The sequence below is a fragment of the Sphingobacterium paludis genome, assembly GCF_004364125.1.
Lineage (GTDB): Bacteria > Bacteroidota > Bacteroidia > Sphingobacteriales > Sphingobacteriaceae > Sphingobacterium > Sphingobacterium paludis.
Genome location: NZ_SNZV01000007.1, coordinates 178,276 through 195,962, shown reverse-complemented (window position 1 = coordinate 195,962; position 17,687 = coordinate 178,276). Strand labels below are relative to the sequence as shown.

The 17,687-nt window shown below is 44.4% G+C and carries 13 protein-coding genes; 11 read left to right on the top strand and 2 right to left on the bottom strand.

Annotated elements, in window-relative coordinates; all coding sequences use genetic code 11:
- Positions 1 to 184: 184 nt before the first annotated feature.
- Complete coding sequence (locus B0I21_RS14980) at positions 185 to 1,321, bottom strand: acyloxyacyl hydrolase (RefSeq protein WP_243836152.1); 1,137 nt, start codon at positions 1,319 to 1,321, stop codon at positions 185 to 187.
- Between the two features lie 111 nt (positions 1,322 to 1,432).
- Here B0I21_RS14980 and B0I21_RS14975 point away from each other — a divergent pair, with 111 nt between their 5' ends.
- From B0I21_RS14975 to B0I21_RS14935, 9 genes are all read left to right on the top strand, one after another.
- A complete protein-coding gene (locus B0I21_RS14975; RefSeq protein WP_133641290.1) occupies positions 1,433 to 2,344 on the top strand; it encodes an AEC family transporter in 912 nt (303 codons plus the stop codon).
- An 81-nt stretch (positions 2,345 to 2,425) separates the two neighbouring features.
- Positions 2,426 to 3,409, top strand: a complete 984-nt coding sequence (locus B0I21_RS14970; protein ID WP_243836150.1) for a formylglycine-generating enzyme family protein — start codon at positions 2,426 to 2,428, stop codon at positions 3,407 to 3,409.
- Positions 3,410 to 3,436: 27 nt separating this feature from the next.
- Positions 3,437 to 4,750: a Gfo/Idh/MocA family protein gene (locus B0I21_RS14965; protein ID WP_133641289.1), complete on the top strand. Its 1,314-nt coding sequence runs from the start codon at positions 3,437 to 3,439 to the stop codon at positions 4,748 to 4,750.
- 29 nt (positions 4,751 to 4,779) lie between these two features.
- Positions 4,780 to 5,751, top strand: coding sequence for an FAD:protein FMN transferase (locus tag B0I21_RS14960; RefSeq protein WP_133641288.1), 972 nt, complete (start codon positions 4,780 to 4,782; stop codon positions 5,749 to 5,751).
- On the top strand, positions 5,748 to 6,659 hold the full coding sequence (locus B0I21_RS14955) for a hydroxypyruvate isomerase family protein (protein ID WP_133641287.1): 912 nt from the start codon (positions 5,748 to 5,750) through the stop codon (positions 6,657 to 6,659). The genes B0I21_RS14960 and B0I21_RS14955 overlap by 4 nt, the downstream gene beginning before the upstream one ends.
- Before the next feature lie 77 nt (positions 6,660 to 6,736).
- On the top strand, positions 6,737 to 7,981 hold the full coding sequence (locus B0I21_RS14950; protein WP_133641286.1) for a nucleoside permease: 1,245 nt from the start codon (positions 6,737 to 6,739) through the stop codon (positions 7,979 to 7,981).
- Positions 7,982 to 8,006: 25 nt separating this feature from the next.
- A complete protein-coding gene (locus tag B0I21_RS14945) occupies positions 8,007 to 9,689 on the top strand; it encodes a GMC oxidoreductase (RefSeq protein ID WP_133641285.1) in 1,683 nt (560 codons plus the stop codon).
- A 36-nt stretch (positions 9,690 to 9,725) separates the two neighbouring features.
- A complete protein-coding gene (locus B0I21_RS14940; RefSeq protein WP_208292362.1) occupies positions 9,726 to 11,153 on the top strand; it encodes a Gfo/Idh/MocA family protein in 1,428 nt (475 codons plus the stop codon).
- 11 nt (positions 11,154 to 11,164) lie between these two features.
- On the top strand, positions 11,165 to 11,734 hold the full coding sequence (locus B0I21_RS14935; protein WP_133641283.1) for a gluconate 2-dehydrogenase subunit 3 family protein: 570 nt from the start codon (positions 11,165 to 11,167) through the stop codon (positions 11,732 to 11,734).
- 159 nt (positions 11,735 to 11,893) lie between these two features.
- Here the strand turns inward: B0I21_RS14935 and B0I21_RS14930 are convergent, their stop codons facing one another.
- Positions 11,894 to 12,616, bottom strand: coding sequence for an acyl-[acyl-carrier-protein] thioesterase (locus B0I21_RS14930; protein ID WP_133641282.1), 723 nt, complete (start codon positions 12,614 to 12,616; stop codon positions 11,894 to 11,896).
- Between the two features lie 129 nt (positions 12,617 to 12,745).
- Here B0I21_RS14930 and B0I21_RS14925 point away from each other — a divergent pair, with 129 nt between their 5' ends.
- Both B0I21_RS14925 and B0I21_RS14920 read left to right on the top strand, forming a co-directional pair.
- Positions 12,746 to 13,012, top strand: a complete 267-nt coding sequence (locus B0I21_RS14925) for a hypothetical protein (RefSeq protein ID WP_133641281.1) — start codon at positions 12,746 to 12,748, stop codon at positions 13,010 to 13,012.
- Between the two features lie 555 nt (positions 13,013 to 13,567).
- On the top strand, positions 13,568 to 17,581 hold the full coding sequence (locus B0I21_RS14920; protein WP_133641280.1) for a hybrid sensor histidine kinase/response regulator transcription factor: 4,014 nt from the start codon (positions 13,568 to 13,570) through the stop codon (positions 17,579 to 17,581).
- Positions 17,582 to 17,687: the final 106 nt, after the last annotated feature.

Genomic DNA, 17,687 nt, shown 5'->3' with positions numbered 1-17,687 from the left:
GTCGCATCGAAAGCTTTGCAATATGTAATCATTGGCCACAGCACAAACCCTCCCTGCAAAGGTTTCAAGCGACGGGTTTTGAATACTTTTGCCCTACAAAAGTATTTGCCTTGCCGCGGCATGCGGCGGAAGGGTCGTGTGTAGGCCTAAGCGATTGTAAAAGCACAGCGACCTTCAGCTAAGACTACTTCCTATTAAACGTATACCCCATCGTCCATTCAATAAAGTCTGCTTTACCCTTATGTGCTTTAATAGACACGCCAGCATTAATATTCTTATAGACGTAATAGCGAGCACCTGCTCGAAGAAATATGCGCGTAATCTCTCCATTGAAGTATTGCTTGTGCAGGTAATACCCCACGTTACCATTCAATACTAAATTTCGCGTTAGCACATGTGCTAGGTAGTAGGATGGACCATAAGACAGTTTAGCACTCAGTTTCCCACTTTTATCGCCGGCTATCTGATCGCTGTTCCCGGATTCGGAATAGAATAGATCCAGTCCAGCACCCATTCGCCACTTGTGCGATATATGCTTGCTGGCGTATGCACTGAATGTGGATTTGAAAAAGCGTCGGTCGTTATCGCGTTCCAATTGCTTCCAGCCTAGGCCATAATTTACATGAAACAACACGCGCTCGTTGTAAGGCGCTATGTAGCTCTTATCTGGCAAAACGGTTTCACCATTCGGCTGGAAGGTTATGGATGCTGTTAATGGAATGAGGTTCACCCCTTTATTGGGTAGCCGCATGGCTCCGTTCGAAAAGTGATGGAAAGCTAAGCCCAACCCCGCTCGCCAATTTGGGTTTATCTTGTATTGCGCGCGGATACCCAAATCGATAAACACATTGTTCTTCGCTCCGATAACCACGTTCAACGGGTTTGTTTCCTCGTCGTAAGGCTTAAAGTTCCCGGAAATTCCCAGACCAATGCGATAGTCAAAACCCCATCGTTTGTTCGCTAAGTTGCCAAATGGCGACTGCATAAAGCCATAAATAGCATAAGGACTACCTATGATATACGTATTAAAAGTGCTGCTGTATAAGCCGACACCGTAGATAGGGTTATTATACAACGTAAAATATTGATCATCGGAATTTTGTATTTTCCAACCTACCTTCAGGTTCACGCCATTATAAAATGCACTTTGAAACGCGGTCTCCTTAACTTCTTTAGAAGCCAGTATCCCGCCGTTCTCTACTTCTAACTCAATGATTAATGGGTTTTTTACACGCTTCGGCTGCGTTACCGAATCCGTTTGTGCCCAAAGACACGATAAACCAGAAAAAAACAGACCCGTTATTAAATATATATTTTTCAATTTTACTTCCTAAATAATCGATAATTTTGGGTTGCAAAGTTATTAATTTTTGCGAAAAGCCGAGACCGTATCTTCGTTTTTAGATGGAGATTCTGTACTATTTACGAATTTATGTCAAACTTCCTTATTATTATCTTCTGTCTCTTTGCGGGCTATGTGCTGAAAGAGCGTAAAATTGTCGCAGCAAACGGATTTAAAAGCATCAACGCCTGGATTATCTACATTGGTCTGCCTGCCACCTCTTTTACATATTTGCCGGGTTTGACATGGGATAATCGCCTTTTACTATCCTTGTTGGCTCCTGTTTTTATCTTAATCGGAGCCATCTTATTTGTTATGCTGCTGCGGCAGAGGCTCGGTTTGTCCCGTCGGACAGCGCATACCCTCATGCTAGTTTCGGGGTTTAGCAACACCTCTTTCGTCGGTTTTCCGTTGGTAGCCACTTATTTTGGTGAAAAGCAAATAAGTTGGGCTATCATTAGTGATCAAATGACGTTCTTTTTATTGTCGTCAGTCGGGACGATTATCGCTATACGAGGAAGCTCATCCCGTGGCAATATGGTGACATTTTCGCAAATAGTTAAAAAAGTTTTATCCTTTCCACCATTATGGGGATGTATAGGTGCACTGCTGTTGCCCCGCTTCTTCGATATGCAGCCTTTAGCACCATTTTTTGCACAGTTGGCTAGCACCGTTTCACCATTAGCTTTATTTTCTATCGGCATGCAGTTGTCATTTTCATTCTACAAGTCCGAACTTTATATCGTATCGCTTTCGTTGCTTTATAAATTAGGCCTTGGGCCGATGTTGCTATTGGCGATATGCTATTTCTTACATATCCGTGGAGAAATTGCGCAAGTTGCTGTGTTCGAAATGGCTATGCCAAGTCTTGTAGCAACCAGCTTATTGCTGCAACAATTCAATCTCAATACGAAGTTCGGACATACGGTAATTGGAATGAGCATATTAGCGGGTTTAGTTACCACGTGGCTATCCTATCAATGCTTAACTTTAGTTTTGTAACTTGCTTGTTGTAAAAACCACTTAGTGTATATTTTACAATATATTTTCTATATTTAGTTCCGATTACAAAGATCTAGATTGATGATGATAACTATCGTAAGAAAAAGCGCAATCGTTTCCGGTTTAGTAATAGCATGCCTTTTTGCGAGTGCGCAAACAAAGCATGAACGTTACGTTCAGAAGCTAGACGGTACGAATCTGCAATTTTCCATGGAAGCCATTCCCGGCGGTGAATTTGTGATGGGCAGCGATCGTGGGGGGAAAGAGGATGAGAAGCCCGCTCATAAAGTAAAGCTATCACCTTTTTGGATGGGTACTTACGAAGTCACTTGGGACCTTTACGAACCCTTCGTCTATAAAGATTTAGAAGTAAGCCAAACCGTTGAAGGTAGTGTAGATGGAAAGGTAGATGCGGTGACGCGGCCTACCAAGCCTTATCTAGACATGACCTTTGGAATGGGCAAAGAGGGGCATCCCGCTTTAGCTATGACACACTACAACGCGATACAGTTTTGTAAATGGCTGTACGTGCGCACCGGCATTTTTTATAGACTCCCTACCGAAGCTGAATGGGAATATGCTTGCCGAGCGGGATCGCAAACCGACTATTATTTTGGTGACGACGCAGCGGCACTGCCCGAGTACGCTTGGTTTACGAGCAATAGCGATGCGCAAACGGCTCCCGTAGGAAAAAAGAAGCCGAATGCTTGGGGACTTTTCGATATGCTGGGCAATGTGGCCGAGTGGACTTACGACCAATACAACGCTGATTTTTACAAGCAATTTTCAGGGAAAGTTAGCGAAAACCCTGTAGCTATACCCACTGCGCTTTACGCACATAGTGTTCGCGGCGGCTCTTTTGAAAGCCCTGCGGAAGATTTGCGCTCGGCAGCTCGCGGCGCTTCAGACCCGATATGGAAACAGTTGGATCCGCAGATCCCGAAATCCAATTGGTGGTTTCCTGAAGCTCCCTTCGTTGGGCTACGACTTGTGCGGCCTGCTGTGCAACCATCGCAGGAAGATATCATGACCTATTATGATAAAGCGCCGATCAAAGATTTCTAACGAATAACCTTATAAACGGAGATAACTATGGATACTTTTAAAAGACGAGACTTCATCAAAGCTGGGTCAGCATTGGCTGGAGCTTCGGTTTTAGCTTCGACCCCAGTAGGTAGCGTTTTTGCTGCCGGAACGGATGAGATCAAAATAGCACTTATTGGTTGTGGCGGTCGGGGAACAGGAGCTGCTTTCGATGCCTTTGCATCAGGACAGAACATCAAGTTGGTAGCGATGGCTGATGCCTTTCAAGATAATCTAGAATCGACGTATGCCACCTTGAAAGAAAAATTCGGTGACAAAGTGGATGTGCCCGCCAGCCGCCGCTATGTTGGTTTTGATGGATACAAATCGGCTATTAAAGATGCGGACGTGGTATTGTTAACTACGCCTCCGGGTTTTCGTCCCGTGCACTTTGAAGAGGCCGTGAAAGCCGGAAAACATGTCTTTATGGAAAAGCCCGTAGCGGTTGATATTCCAGGTATACACAAGGTATTGGCTATTGCAAAAGAAGCTAGAGATAAGAAACTAAACGTTGTCGTTGGTCTGCAACGTCGCTATCAGGCAAACTACAGAGAGGCTATAAAACGTATTCAAGACGGTGCAATAGGCGACGTGTATGCCGGGCAGGTGTATTGGAATAGCGGCGGGGTATGGGTGCGCCCTCGCCAAGCCAGCCAAACAGAAATGGAATATCAGATGCGAAACTGGTATTATTTTAACTGGCTGTGCGGCGATCATATTGTTGAACAGCATGTTCACAATATCGACGTAGCGAATTGGGTGAAAGGGAAATATCCAGTTTCTATTCAGGGTACGGGGAGCCGCGCGCACCGCACAGGAAAAGAGTATGGTGAAATTTATGATAATTTTGCGGTAGAGCTTACGTATGATGATGGCACCGTGGTATACAGCCAGTGCCGCCACTTCGAGGGCATATCCAACCGCGTAGATGAAACGTTTCAGGCCTCTAAAGGTCGCGTCTATTTATCGGCTGGTAACCAAGCAATCCTGTGGGATGCCAAAGGAAACGAAATCTACCGGCACGATACGAAGGGAAATCCAAACCCTTATCAACAAGAGCATAAGGAACTGTTTGAAGCGATAGCCAAGAATGAGTATAAGTTTGATAATACCGAGTATGGAGCCTATAGTACATTGACGGGCATCATCGGCCGAATAGCATGCTATACGGGCAAGGTGATCAAGTGGGATAAAGCATTGACCTCCACGATTGATCTCTCGCCGACGAGCTACGCTTGGAATGCAAACCCGAAGATCGTTCCAAATGAAAATGGCGAGTATCCTGCTGCTATCCCGGGCATTAACACCGAACTATATATCTAAAGTTGCAGCGCTTTTTAACGATATCGATTATGCTGTTGTGTGGATTTGCTGCGGATGCCAGACTGTTGAAATTTACGGTGGATGGGCGTGCGCAAGGAACCACATACCATGTGCACTACTATGCACCGAAAGCGCTCATCAGCAAAGGCTCGATCGATAGTGCGCTTACGGTTATTGATCAATCGATGTCACTCTACAAGAAGAGCTCGTTAATTAGTCGCTTTAATGATTCTACCAGTAGAAGTGTTGCAATAGATAGGCATATGCAACATGTTGTTCGCTACGCTTTTACGGTTAATAAAAAGTCTGGAGGTGTTTTTGATATTACGGTCAAGCCGTTGGTTGCCATTTGGGGTTTCGGTGTCCAGCGTGCATCGGCGTCACCTCGACAAGAGGCTGTGGATAGCGTGTTATCTTTTGTGGGGATGGATAAGCTATCGCTGAAAGGCAAGCAGCTGTACAAGAAAGATCCGCGTGTTGCTATCGATCTAAATGGCATAGCGCAAGGATACTCAGTTGATGTGTTGGCCGCCGAGCTGGAGCAACGTGGAATCCGCAATTATCTGGTAGAACTCGGTGGAGAAATTAAGACGAAAGGGCTTAAAGATTCCGGTCTGCCTTTTGAGATTGCGATTGAACGGCCTGCGGGTGCAGATGCTTCGCGCTTCGTCTTAGCATTGACGGATCGCGCTGTTACTACATCAGGCAATTACCGGAAGGCATTTGACTATGCAGGGAAAAGCATTCACCATCATATCAATCCGAAAGATGGCTATCCCGTGCAAAATAATGTGGCTAGTGTCACCGTTATTGCCAAGACCGCCATGGAGGCAGACGCTTATGATAATGTTTTTATGGCATTGTCTCCAGAACAAGCTGTCTCTTTTGCCAACCGGAGAAAAGGAGTAGAAATCTATATTATTTATAAAGAGGGAAATATGTATAAAGAGGCATTTTCGAAAGGCTTTTCAAATTTTATAAAAAAGGAGACTAGCAAATGAAGCGATCAGATTTTATAAAAAGTGGTGCTGCGCTGTTGAGCAGTTCCGTGTTATTAACTAACGACCTCATGGCGGAGAAAAAAGAAGCAATTAAAGGCGCTCCCTTTAAATTGGATTACGCCCCACATCAGGGAATGTTTACCAGCACTGCAGGTAAGAACATGATCGATGAGATTACGTATATGCATGATCTCGGTTTTCGTAGCATCGAAGATAATGGGATGCCGGAACGCCCCGTGGAAGAGCAGAAACGAATTGGAGAAACGCTGACGCGCTTGGGTATGCGTATGGGCGTTTTTGTTGTGCCAAAGGGCGGAAATGGAGCGAATACGCTAGCTGCCGGCAAGCAAGAGTTTGTTGATATCTTTTTGAAAGGTTGCCGTGAATCGGTCGAGGTTGCAAAGCGTGTCAACGCGAAATGGGCTACAGTTGTACCGGGCGACTTTCAGCGTAACCTTCCTATGGGCGTGCAAACGGCGAACGTAATAGAGGCCTTGAAAAGAGGTGCCGCGATCTTTGAACCACATGGTATCACGATGGTTCTCGAGCCTTTGAGCGATACACCCAACTTATTTCTGCGCTACACCGACCAGACTTACGAGATCTGCAAGGCTGTGGATAGCCCTTCGTGTAAGATTTTGTACGATGCCTACCATCAGCAAAAGAATGAGGGTAACCTGATCAACCTCATGGAGTTGTGTTGGAGTGAAATCGGATACATCCAAGTGGGCGATAACCCGGGCAGGCTTGAACCTACTACCGGCGAGATCAATTACAAAAACGTTTTCAAATGGTTAAAAAATAAGGGTTACTCGGGCATCGTGGGCATGGAACATGGCATGTCAAAATCAGGCGTGGAGGGCGAAAAGGCGCTCGTGGCAGCTTACAGAGAAGTGGATAATTTCTAAACTAAATGAATTTAGCAGCAAAATATTTCTGTTATTTACAGAGAAGTAATATATTTATACTATAAACCTATCAATAGATGTCAACATCAATAAAGTTCAAATTGTCTTTTATGATGTTCCTCGAATTTTTTATTTGGGGAGCATGGTTCGTTACCTTGGGTAGATTTCTTCCCGTCAACTTAAATGCGTCTGGTTTTGAGATTGCTAATGTGTTCTCGACGCAGTCCTGGGGCGCTATTATTGCTCCATTTATTATCGGGATGATAGCCGATCGCTTTTTCAACGCCGAACGTATTTTGGGCGTATTGCACTTGATCGGCGCGGTCTTAATGTACTTGATGTATCAAGCGACAGATATAGCGGCGTTTTTCCCTTATGTATTTGCATACATGATTTTGTTTATGCCGACGTTGGCGTTGGTAAATTCAGTATCATTCAGGCAGTTGACCAATCCGGAGAAGCAATTTTCCAATATTCGTATCTGGGGTACTATTGGTTGGATCGCAGCTGGATTAAGCATCTCCTTTCTGTTTCACTGGGACTCCAGCGAGGGGGTGGCAAACGGTTTGTTGAGAAACACATTTCTAATGGCTGCTATTGGCTCTTTGATTTTAGGCTTGTTTAGCTTTACATTGCCGAAGACGCCTCCTACGAAAATTGATGCTTCAGAAAAGCCTTCATTTGCATCGATTGTTGGCTTGGATGCGGTTAAGCTATTGAAAGATAAGAACTTTTTAGTGTTCTTCGTGTCTTCTATACTGATCTGTATTCCTTTAGCATTTTATTACCAAAACGCCAATAATTTCCTAGGCGAGGTGGGGATGGAAAATGTAACGGGGTTTATGACCATTGGTCAAATATCGGAAGCCCTATGTTTATTGCTTCTTCCTATATTCTTTACCCGCTTTGGATTCAAAAACACCATTTTGATCGGGATGCTGGCTTGGTCAATCCGCTATTTACTATTCGCTTACGGCGATGCAGGTTCGGGCATGTACATGCTGTTGATCGGTATCGCTTTACACGGTATATGCTACGATTTCTTTTTCGTGTCGGGGCAAATCTACACCGATTCGAAAGCTGGCGTGAAATATAAAAGTGCAGCACAAGGTTTGATCACGTTGGCGACCTATGGCGTTGGACAATTGATTGGGTTTTGGGTAGCGGGCTACATTGGAACAATGTATGCCGACGTTAAAACGACAGATGTGGGCGCGTTCTGGCAACAAGTTTGGTTAGTTCCAGCCGGTATCGCATTCGTAGTCTTCCTTTTGTTCTTCATTTTCTTTAAGAACGAAAAAATAGAAAATAAAACGGTATAAAAAAATCAAACTAAATAGAAGAGGTATGGCAGATAATGTTTATGACGCAATTGTCATTGGTTCCGGAATTAGTGGAGGCTGGGCTGCAAAAGAATTAACAGAAAAAGGGTTAAAGACCATCATGCTGGAGCGCGGTAGAAACGTAGAACACGTGAAAGACTACCACGCCAACAAAAACACTTGGGAGTATCCGCATAGAGGAGGACGCACCAAGCAGATGGAAGCTGATTATCCTGTATTAAAACGCGATTACCCGTTAAATGAAAAGAATTTGGACTTCTGGGTAAACGAGAAAGAAAGTCCATATACGGAGGTGAAGCGTTTTGACTGGTTTCGCGGTTACCACGTAGGGGGCAGATCGCTTATGTGGGGCCGTCAAAGCTATCGTTTTTCCGACTTGGATTTCGAAGCAAATGTAAAAGACGGACATGGTACAGACTGGCCGATTCGTTACGCAGATATCGCTCCATGGTATAGTTATGCTGAAAAATGGGCTGGTATTTCCGGAAACCGCGATGGCCTTGATGTATTGCCGGATGGCGATTTCTTACCCGCAATGGATTTCACCATCGTGGAAAAGGATCTCGCAGATCGTTTGAAAAAAGAGTATGGAGGCAAAAGGCACTTCATTATGGGGCGTACGGCCAATATTACAAAGCCACACCATGGTCGCATCAACTGCCAGTACCAAAACCAATGCTGGTTAGGCTGTAACTTTGGCGCATATTTCAGTACGCAATCCTCAACATTACCCCCAGCGATGGCGACGGGTAATTTAACGTTACGTCCATTTTCCATTGTTTCCAAAATTATTTATGACAAGGATTCCCAAAAAGCAAAAGGGGTTGAAATCGTAGATGCGGAAACAGGTAAAACCTATGAATACTTTGCAAAAGTCATTTTCGTATGTGCTTCCGCATTCAACTCTACTTGGGTATTGATGAATTCGGCGACCGACGTTTGGGAAGGTGGTTTAGGAAGTAGCTCTGGCGAATTAGGCCACAACGCGATGGATCACCATTTCCGTTGTGGTGCTGGTGGTCGTGTTGAAGGCTACGAAGATAAATACGTGTTTGGACGTCGCCCTACGGGCTTGTACGTGCCGCGCTTTCAAAATGTTCCTGGCGATGATAAAAAACGGGATTACGTACGCGGCTTTGGCTACCAGGGAGCGGCTAGCCGTGGGCGTTGGTCTGGTGAAATAGCAGAGATGAGTGTGGGTGGCGACTGGAAAGATGCCATGCTTGAACCAGGATCGTGGTCTGTGGGCTTTACCGCTTTTGGCGAGATTCTTCCTTATCATGAAAACAGAATCTTTTTGGACAAAGACAAAAAAGATAAATGGGGTCTTCCGGTTTTGTCGATGGACATGGAGATCAAAGACAACGAGAAAAAGATGCGCCCAGATATGCAAGAGGATATGAAAGAGATGTTGGAGAGAATCGGCGTGAAGGATGTGTATACCTATGACAACGAGTATACGTTCGGTATGGGTATCCACGAAATGGGCACGGCCCGTATGGGTACAGATCCAAAAAATTCCGTGTTGAATAAACACAACCAGGTATGGGATGCCAAAAACGTATTTGTCACCGATGGCGCAGCTATGGCGTCCGCGGCTTGCGTCAATCCATCATTAACTTATATGGCGCTAACGGCGCGCGCTGTTGACTTTGCTGTCAGTGAGTTGAAAAAGGGGAACCTGTAAAAAAACGAATATCAACGTAAACTTAGAATAGCTATAATGAAAGAAACGAATAACTCTCGTAGAGATTTCATCAAAAACGCAGCGCTCGCGGCGGCAGGTTTTATGGTGGTTCCACGCCACGTATTAGGCGGTAAGGGCTTCATTGCACCTAGCGACAAATTAATGATTGCAGGCATCGGGGTAGGCGGTAAAGGGCAGAGCGACATCGCTTCCTTTTACAAGAGCGGGAAAGCAGAAATTGCTTTTTTGTGTGACGTCGACGATAGACGCGCTGCCAACACCGTTAAGGCATTTCCGAAAGCGAAATATTACAAAGACTATCGCCAGATGTTGGATAAGGAGCACAAGCATATTGACGCCGTGTCGATATCTACTCCAGATCATAACCATGCGATACAAACGCTGGCAGCCATGCAGTTGGGCAAACACGTATACGTGCAGAAGCCTTTAACACATGATATTTGGGAAGCACGGGCACTGACCGAAGCAGCCAAAAAATACAAGGTTGTCACACAAATGGGAAACCAAGGTGCATCCAACGATGGCCCCCGTGAGATAAAGGAATGGTATGAGGCGGGCCTTATTGGCGATGTACATACCGTATATTGTTGGACCGACCGCCCTGTTTGGCCTTCGGGTATTCCGTGGCCAAACCAAACCGCTCCGATTCCCAAGGAACTAGACTGGGAGCTGTGGTTGGGAACTGCGCCGAAGAAAGACTACATCGAAAAGCTTGTGCCATTCAACTGGAGAGGCTGGTGGGATTACGGTACAGGTGCACTTGGCGATATGGGCTGTCACTTGTTGGAAGTTCCGTTCAGTACATTGGGATTGAAATATATCCAAGATGTTCAAGCAACAGTTGGTACCGTTTATGCGGATGAGTTTAAGCGTGCGTACTATCCAGAGAGCTGTCCGCCATCAAGCCATGTGACGATGACGTTTCCAAAAACGCCAAAAACGAGTGGACCAGTTACCTTACATTGGATGGACGGTGGTATACAACCTACACGTCCGGACGAACTAGGGCCGAATGAAATATTTGGCGACGGTGGTAACGGTATTCTTTTGATCGGTAGCAAAGGAAAAATCCTTGCAGACACCTACGGAGAGAACGCACGTTTATTGCCCACAACCCGGAAAGAGCAAGTGGCCCAAAAGTATGCCCGTGTAGAAGGCAAAGCTAACGGACATTATGCACAATGGGTCGAGGCTGCTATAGCAGGTTATGGTAAAATGGAAGTAAGTGCGCCGTTTGAGATTTCCGGTCCTTTAACTGAAGCATTATTGATGGCTAACTTAGCTATTCGTGGAGCAGACTTGCGTATTGATAACCAATATCCGGGAAGAAATCTGAAATTGTTGTGGGACAACAATCAAATGAAAGTCACTAACTTTGACGTGGTCAATCAGTTTGTGAAACGCCAATACCGTAAGGGTTGGGAAATGAATTATAATATTTAAAATAGCAGATAATGAATAGAAGAGAGGCACTTCAACGTGTAGCTATGTTGGTTGGCGGCTCGGTAATCGGCGCAAATCTTTTCTTGGAAGGATGTACCAGACCAGCTTCCAAAGACGTAGCAACATTATTTGAAAAAGATAAGATGAATTTTTTGGGCGATCTTGCGGAAGCAATTTTGCCTAAAACATCCACGCCAGGTGCGAAAGAAGCGGGTGTTGGTGAGTTTATTCCCGTCATGATTCGCGATTGTTACGACGAGGTTGATCAGAAAGCGTTCATGGAAGGTTTAGCTAAGGTTGACGACCGTTCGAAGAAAGAGTTCAACAAACCTTTCCAAGAACTGTCGAAAGAGGAGCAGCTGCAATTTGTCAACAAATACGACAAAGAAGCGACGGAGTACCAGAAGAATAGAAAAGAGGGTGAGGCTAACGACTTTTTCCATATGTTGAAGCAATTAACCTTAACCGGTTTCTTCACTTCTGAAGTGGGTATGACCAAAGCACAACGCTACGTGAAAATCCCAGGCCGGTTTGACGGCAATTACCCGTATAAAAAAGGTGATTTGGCATTTGCATTTTAAAGCTTTGCCAGAGGCCGTTCGTTCAAGCCTAAAAGTGGGGTGAGGACGTTACGGTTGGTGATTTACATACATAAGTGAGCACTGTCAGAAGCACAGTTGCTCACTTATGCTTTTGTAAGGACGTTTATACGCATGTATACCGTTTTAAAATCTTTTGTATCAGAAATTTGCCTGCATCAAGAAGATCGTTTTATCGGCTCGCGTGATAGCAAAATGTGCGCTTTCGGGATGCACACGCTGGTGGATGTCTACGGCTTCTGCCAGCTTAAGTTCCTTCAGGTAATTGATATCTATGCTGCGGAAGGTTTTTTTCAAAACAGTCTCGGCAGGCAAAAGATCGAAACACCAGTCTGTATATTTGACGTTGTTGACGTGGTTTACAATATCTAAGTCAGATAACTTGGAGAGGTAAGAACTCGTTTGATCGTAATCGGTATCTTGCTCTATTCGTTTAAAGGATTCCTGCGTAGCACTTCGTTCAGGGAGTACAATTGCCGGATCGACCTTGATTGCCAAGTTTTCCGACCGCCTTAATTGCGTATTAAATACTGCCCAAAAGCTACATACACCGATAATCTTTTTATCCTTTCTATACACCTCGAAATTCCGAATCGATCTATTGCCTAAAAAATCTTGCACCCAAGTCTTCACGGTAATCTCTTCCAAAAATTTAGGCAAGCGGTCTATTTCCATCCGTATGCGGCTTAATACCCAAGATTGGCTCTGCGATGCCATTGCTTGGTATCCGAAGCCCAATATCTCCGCATGCTCAGAAGCCGTAAGTTGCAGTAAATTGTTCAATTCACTGTACTTCAACCGACCATTGGCATAGCATTGCGTAAAGTTGAGCGTGACTGTTTTTGAATAAATTTCTGTCTGCATAAAATAAATGTCATAAAATTCCTAATAATGTAAATAATTTGTTGCTGTTTCTAAAAATAAATGACAAATAATTATATTTAATCAGTCGAGGAAATCTCGTATCGGGTATTTATTAATAATTTTAGGAATATGATTGGACAGATTATAGAGAAGGAACACATAATGGATTATAAGATCGTTCCGGCGGAGGTAGATAAAACAGCTAGCTTGCAGCACAAATTATTAGCTGCGCAACGTTTGGGGAATGAATTTAAGTCCAAAACAACTATTGTTTTTCAAACACAGGATGGCCCTAAACGTATTGAAACCACCGTTTGGTCACTTACCGAGCAATATATACAGATTAAAAATGGTATTCTTATACCGTTAAAATCGATTATAGAAGTTGAATATTAACACAAGCGATTGTTACGCTATTCGCATTTTCGAAAGTACCCCACTTTTGGAAATGCGAATTTTAACGTAATTTTTGCCGCGACGCGCAGCGTATGATTCAACATACAATTCTAATTGATAGCGATCGTTGAAGCGTAAGCTACCTGCACTTTCCCTCATTAAACGAAATATCGCCTCGAAAGCCCTGCGATCTGGAGGAACCTGCCATAGCATAAGCCCTTCCCACAAAGGTTTCAAGCCACGGAGTTCTGGGTACTTTTGCTCTTCAAAAGTACCGGCATGCTGCGGCGAGCAGCGGACGGGTCGGAGCGATTGGCAAACCGTAAAAAAATGCGTTATCAAAACAGTTCTTACCGCGGCATACGACGAACCTGTTGCTGTGGAGCATGCGGATTGGCAAAACCGCAAACCAAGTAAGTTTCTTATTGACTTATCGCAATCATAACGTTGAAGCGGCGATAAACGTTGCCGATAAGATTTCAAATCAGCTACAGTTAGTGTATCTTTGTTTAGTATTTGTAGCCATTTTTTATAAATCTAACAGCAGGCTTTCACATGTATAAACAACGAGTGATTCTTTTCATCCTATGGAGTTTCACGATAACAAGCACAATTGGAAAAGACAGTCCATTAGTAGCGCAACCTAGAGCGTTTTTAAAAATTTCTACGGAAGATGGCTTATCACACAGCACGGTCTATGATATTGCGCAAGATCGTCTTGGCAATATGTGGTTTGCAACAGCCGATGGGCTTAATAAGTATGATGGCTACCGCTTCACGATCTATCGACATAACGAGCGTGATTCAAATTCCCTGTCGTCCGATTACATCAGGGCCGTGAAATCCGTAAAGGACGATCAGTTGTTGATTGGAGGAAAACGCGGGATAACGTTGCTTAATATACGCAAAAACACCTTTCGGCATTGGCTTTTGGATGAAGAAATTGAGCGCATAGAGCAAACGGAAGATAAGGTGTTTTATTTGAATAGTTTGCATACTATTTACCGATTTGATCAAAAAACGAATACAGTGACCAAAATCTGCGAAGCCAGCGCAGGTTTCACATTTTCTTTTGTGAAAATGCATCAGGGCTCGTTGCTTGTCGGCACAAACAACGGACTTTTGCTATTGGAAGGGAAGAAACTTCGTCCTAGTGCGATACGTATCCATGCGAATATTCAGGATCTTGCCACAACCGATAAGGGTATATGGATTGCTGCTGAGGGGGACGGGCTATATTGGTTTGCAAAGGATGGCCGATCACGGCAATACCTTCCCGGTGCTGATGCCAAGAGCTTGATATCGGCCTACGTCCGACGATTGCGGTTGGACGACGAAGGCCAGCTTTGGATAGGCACCTTACATGGGTTAAGCATCTATAATCCTATGGAAGACCGGTTCAACAATTTTCATTCGGAATCGTCGGGCCAGCCTAAGGTCAGTCACAACTCCATTCGTTGTATTTTTCGAGATCATCAAAATGGCATTTGGCTGGGCACGTATTTTGGCGGGCTTAATTATTTCCATGTAAAACAACAGCAGTTCGGATTGCTGGAGAAGATGCCGCAGGGCAATAGTTTAAACGATAACATTATCGGCCCCATGGCAGAAGGTGAGGGGCAAGACCTCTGGATAGGGACCAATGAAAAAGGCTTAAATCGGCTAAATCGTCGTACGGGCCAATTTTCTTATTATTCCATGCAGAATGGATTACGTTCCAATATGATCAAGGCATTGTTTGTTGATGGCCCAAATGTCTACATGGGAACGCACGGGGGTGGATTAGCTAAATTAAATGTACCTACACAACGGATAACAAATTTCCCCAATCCAACAGGGATCGAGTCTGCTCGCCATGTTTACTGTATTGCCGACGCCGGAAATAGTAAGCTTTGGATTGGGACGCTTGCAGGCTTGTATGTATTTAATAAGGCTTCAGAGCGCTACACAACGCTATCAAAGCCAGCCAACGTATCTGCTGCAGTCAGTAACGATTGGAACGATATCCGCTCAGGCCCAGTGTATGCACTGTATAGCGATAATCGAGGCAGACTGTGGATAGGTACAGATCGACGAGTTTATCTATACGATACCCGCAAGAATGAGCTGAAGAGCTTCGCCATTGCCAACAATAAACGTTACGATCGGATAAACTGTTTTTTTGAAGATGATCAGCAACAGCTATGGGTGGGGATGCATCGTGGGTTAGGTAAGATAAACGAAGACAAAGCGAGCATAACGGTTTTTGATACCGATGACGGCCTCCCGAACAATAACGTATACAGTATCTTACAGGATAAAAGTAAACAACTTTGGATTAGCACCAACAAGGGGATCGCTTCGTTGACGACGGAGCCTCAAGTGATTCGGAAATATACGTATCGCGACGGGTTACAAGGCGATCAATTTAATTACTATGCGGGGTTGATGACCCGTCAATACGAAATTTATATGGGTGGCGTGAATGGGATTACACATTTCTATCCGGATAGATTGCGCGTAAACCCGTATGTACCGGCGCCATACCTTAGTCAATTTCATCTATTTGGTGAACTCGTAAAGCCCGATGATGCATCGATGGTATTACACGAAGACATCAGTTATACGAAGGACATCATTTTAGAACCTGATCAGCAATCGTTCACGCTGACCTTATCCGTGAATAACTTCCTCTCCAGGCAAAACAACAAATTTGCCTATAAGCTTCTGGGGGAGGATAAGGAATGGATATATACCGATTTCCCACATCCCATAACCTATGCAAATCTGCATGCTGGATCATACCGCTTTTTAGCGCGGGCGGCGAATAGCGATGGTAGATGGAGTGATGAGGTAACGTTGCTCCACATTACGGTGCAACCACATTGGTGGGATACCTGGATATTTAAAGTAGGCGTCATATTGGCCTTGCTAGCGATTGGATGGTACTGGTTCAAAAGCTGGAAAAATAAACAGCAGCTTGAAAATGAGTTGGCGTTGGAGAAGATCCAACAAGAGAAATCTGAAGAGCTAAATCAGGCGAAGCTTCGCTTTTTCACACATATTTCTCATGAATTCAGAACGCCACTTACGTTGATCAAGTCACCTCTGGAAGAACTTCGCCATGCCTCAACAGATAAGCGTACAAAAAAACAGTTGGATCTGATGGCACGAAATGCCGATAAGTTGACCCATTTAGTGGACCAATTTATGGATTATCGGAAGGCTGATTTGGGCTTATTTGCATTGAAAGTTGTTAAGGGCAATCCGCTTCCCCAATTGCAACAGCTGGTTGATATGTTTCGACGCGTGGCAGCGCAAAAGGATATTGCACTATCCTTTGACACGAGAACTCCCCTGGAAGAAATGTGGTATGATCCTCTTTACTTTGATTTGATATTTAGCAATTTGCTTTCTAATGCGATTAAATTCACCACCGAAGGTTCTGTGACGATGCGCGTTGAGCAGATTGACAAACAGGTGTTTTTCCAAATTCTAGATACCGGTATAGGAATGAAACCGCAGACGGTAGATCGGGTTTTCGACGAATTTTTTCAAGAGAGCAACGATGCACGAGGAACGGGTATTGGTCTGGCCTTGGTGAAGCGTCTAATGGATATGCATCATGCTTATGTAGCGGTAGAAAGTACCTTTGGAGAAGGCACCGCCTTTACACTTCGCTTTTCATTGGATGACGCTACCTACCGGGACTCGGAGAAAGGCAGTGCGGATTTTGTAGCTTCGTACACTGAAGCTAGTCACGAATGGACACCGCATACTCTCGCTGAGGATGCAGAAGCGCCCGCTTATGCTATTGCCGGCACGCCAGACGGAGTAAAGATTCTTATTGTAGACGACAATGATGATGTCCGGGATTTTTTGATCGACCATTTTCGACAATTTGCAGACGTATCTGCTGCCGGTAATGGAGAAGAAGCATTGGCACTACTTGATCAACTAGAAGTGGATCTTATTATCACCGATGTGATGATGCCCCTGCTGGATGGATTGTCGTTTTGTAAACACATTAAGCAACAGGTAGCTACGAGTCATATTCCCGTCGTGATGCTGACTGCCAGAGCCTTTGATAGCGATGAGCTTGGCGGACTTACGGCCGGGGCCGACGTCTATGTAAAGAAGCCATTTGACTTACAAAAGCTAAGTTTACAAGTTCGCAACTTGTTGCAGGTGCGTTACCGTATCAAACAATTTTACAGCAAAAGCTTAACTGTTGAGCCGCAGAAACTGACGTTTAATGAACTGGATCGTGCCTTTCTGGAAAAGGCAAAATCGATTGTGGAGAGAAACTTGGACAATATTACATTTTCCGTTGATAATTTTGCTGATGCGATGGCAATGAGCCGTTCCACGCTGCATATAAAAATGAAAGCAATCACGGGTGAGTCAACGGTAGATTTTGTTCGCAAAATTCGCTTTCTGGCAGCATCTACGTTATTACTGGAGGGCAACTATTCCGTTACCCAAATCAGTACGATGGTAGGTTTTAATACGGTGTCTTATTTTGCCACTAGCTTCAAAAGCTATTTTGGCGTTTCACCTTCGGAATATGCAAGAGGGAAGCGGGGATAATAATCTTGGAATGTGAAGGCGCCGCGGCAAGGCAAATACTTTTAAAATTAAAAAGTCAAAATTTAAAAGTTAAAATTATCTTTTATGAGTTTGCTACGCTCGGTTA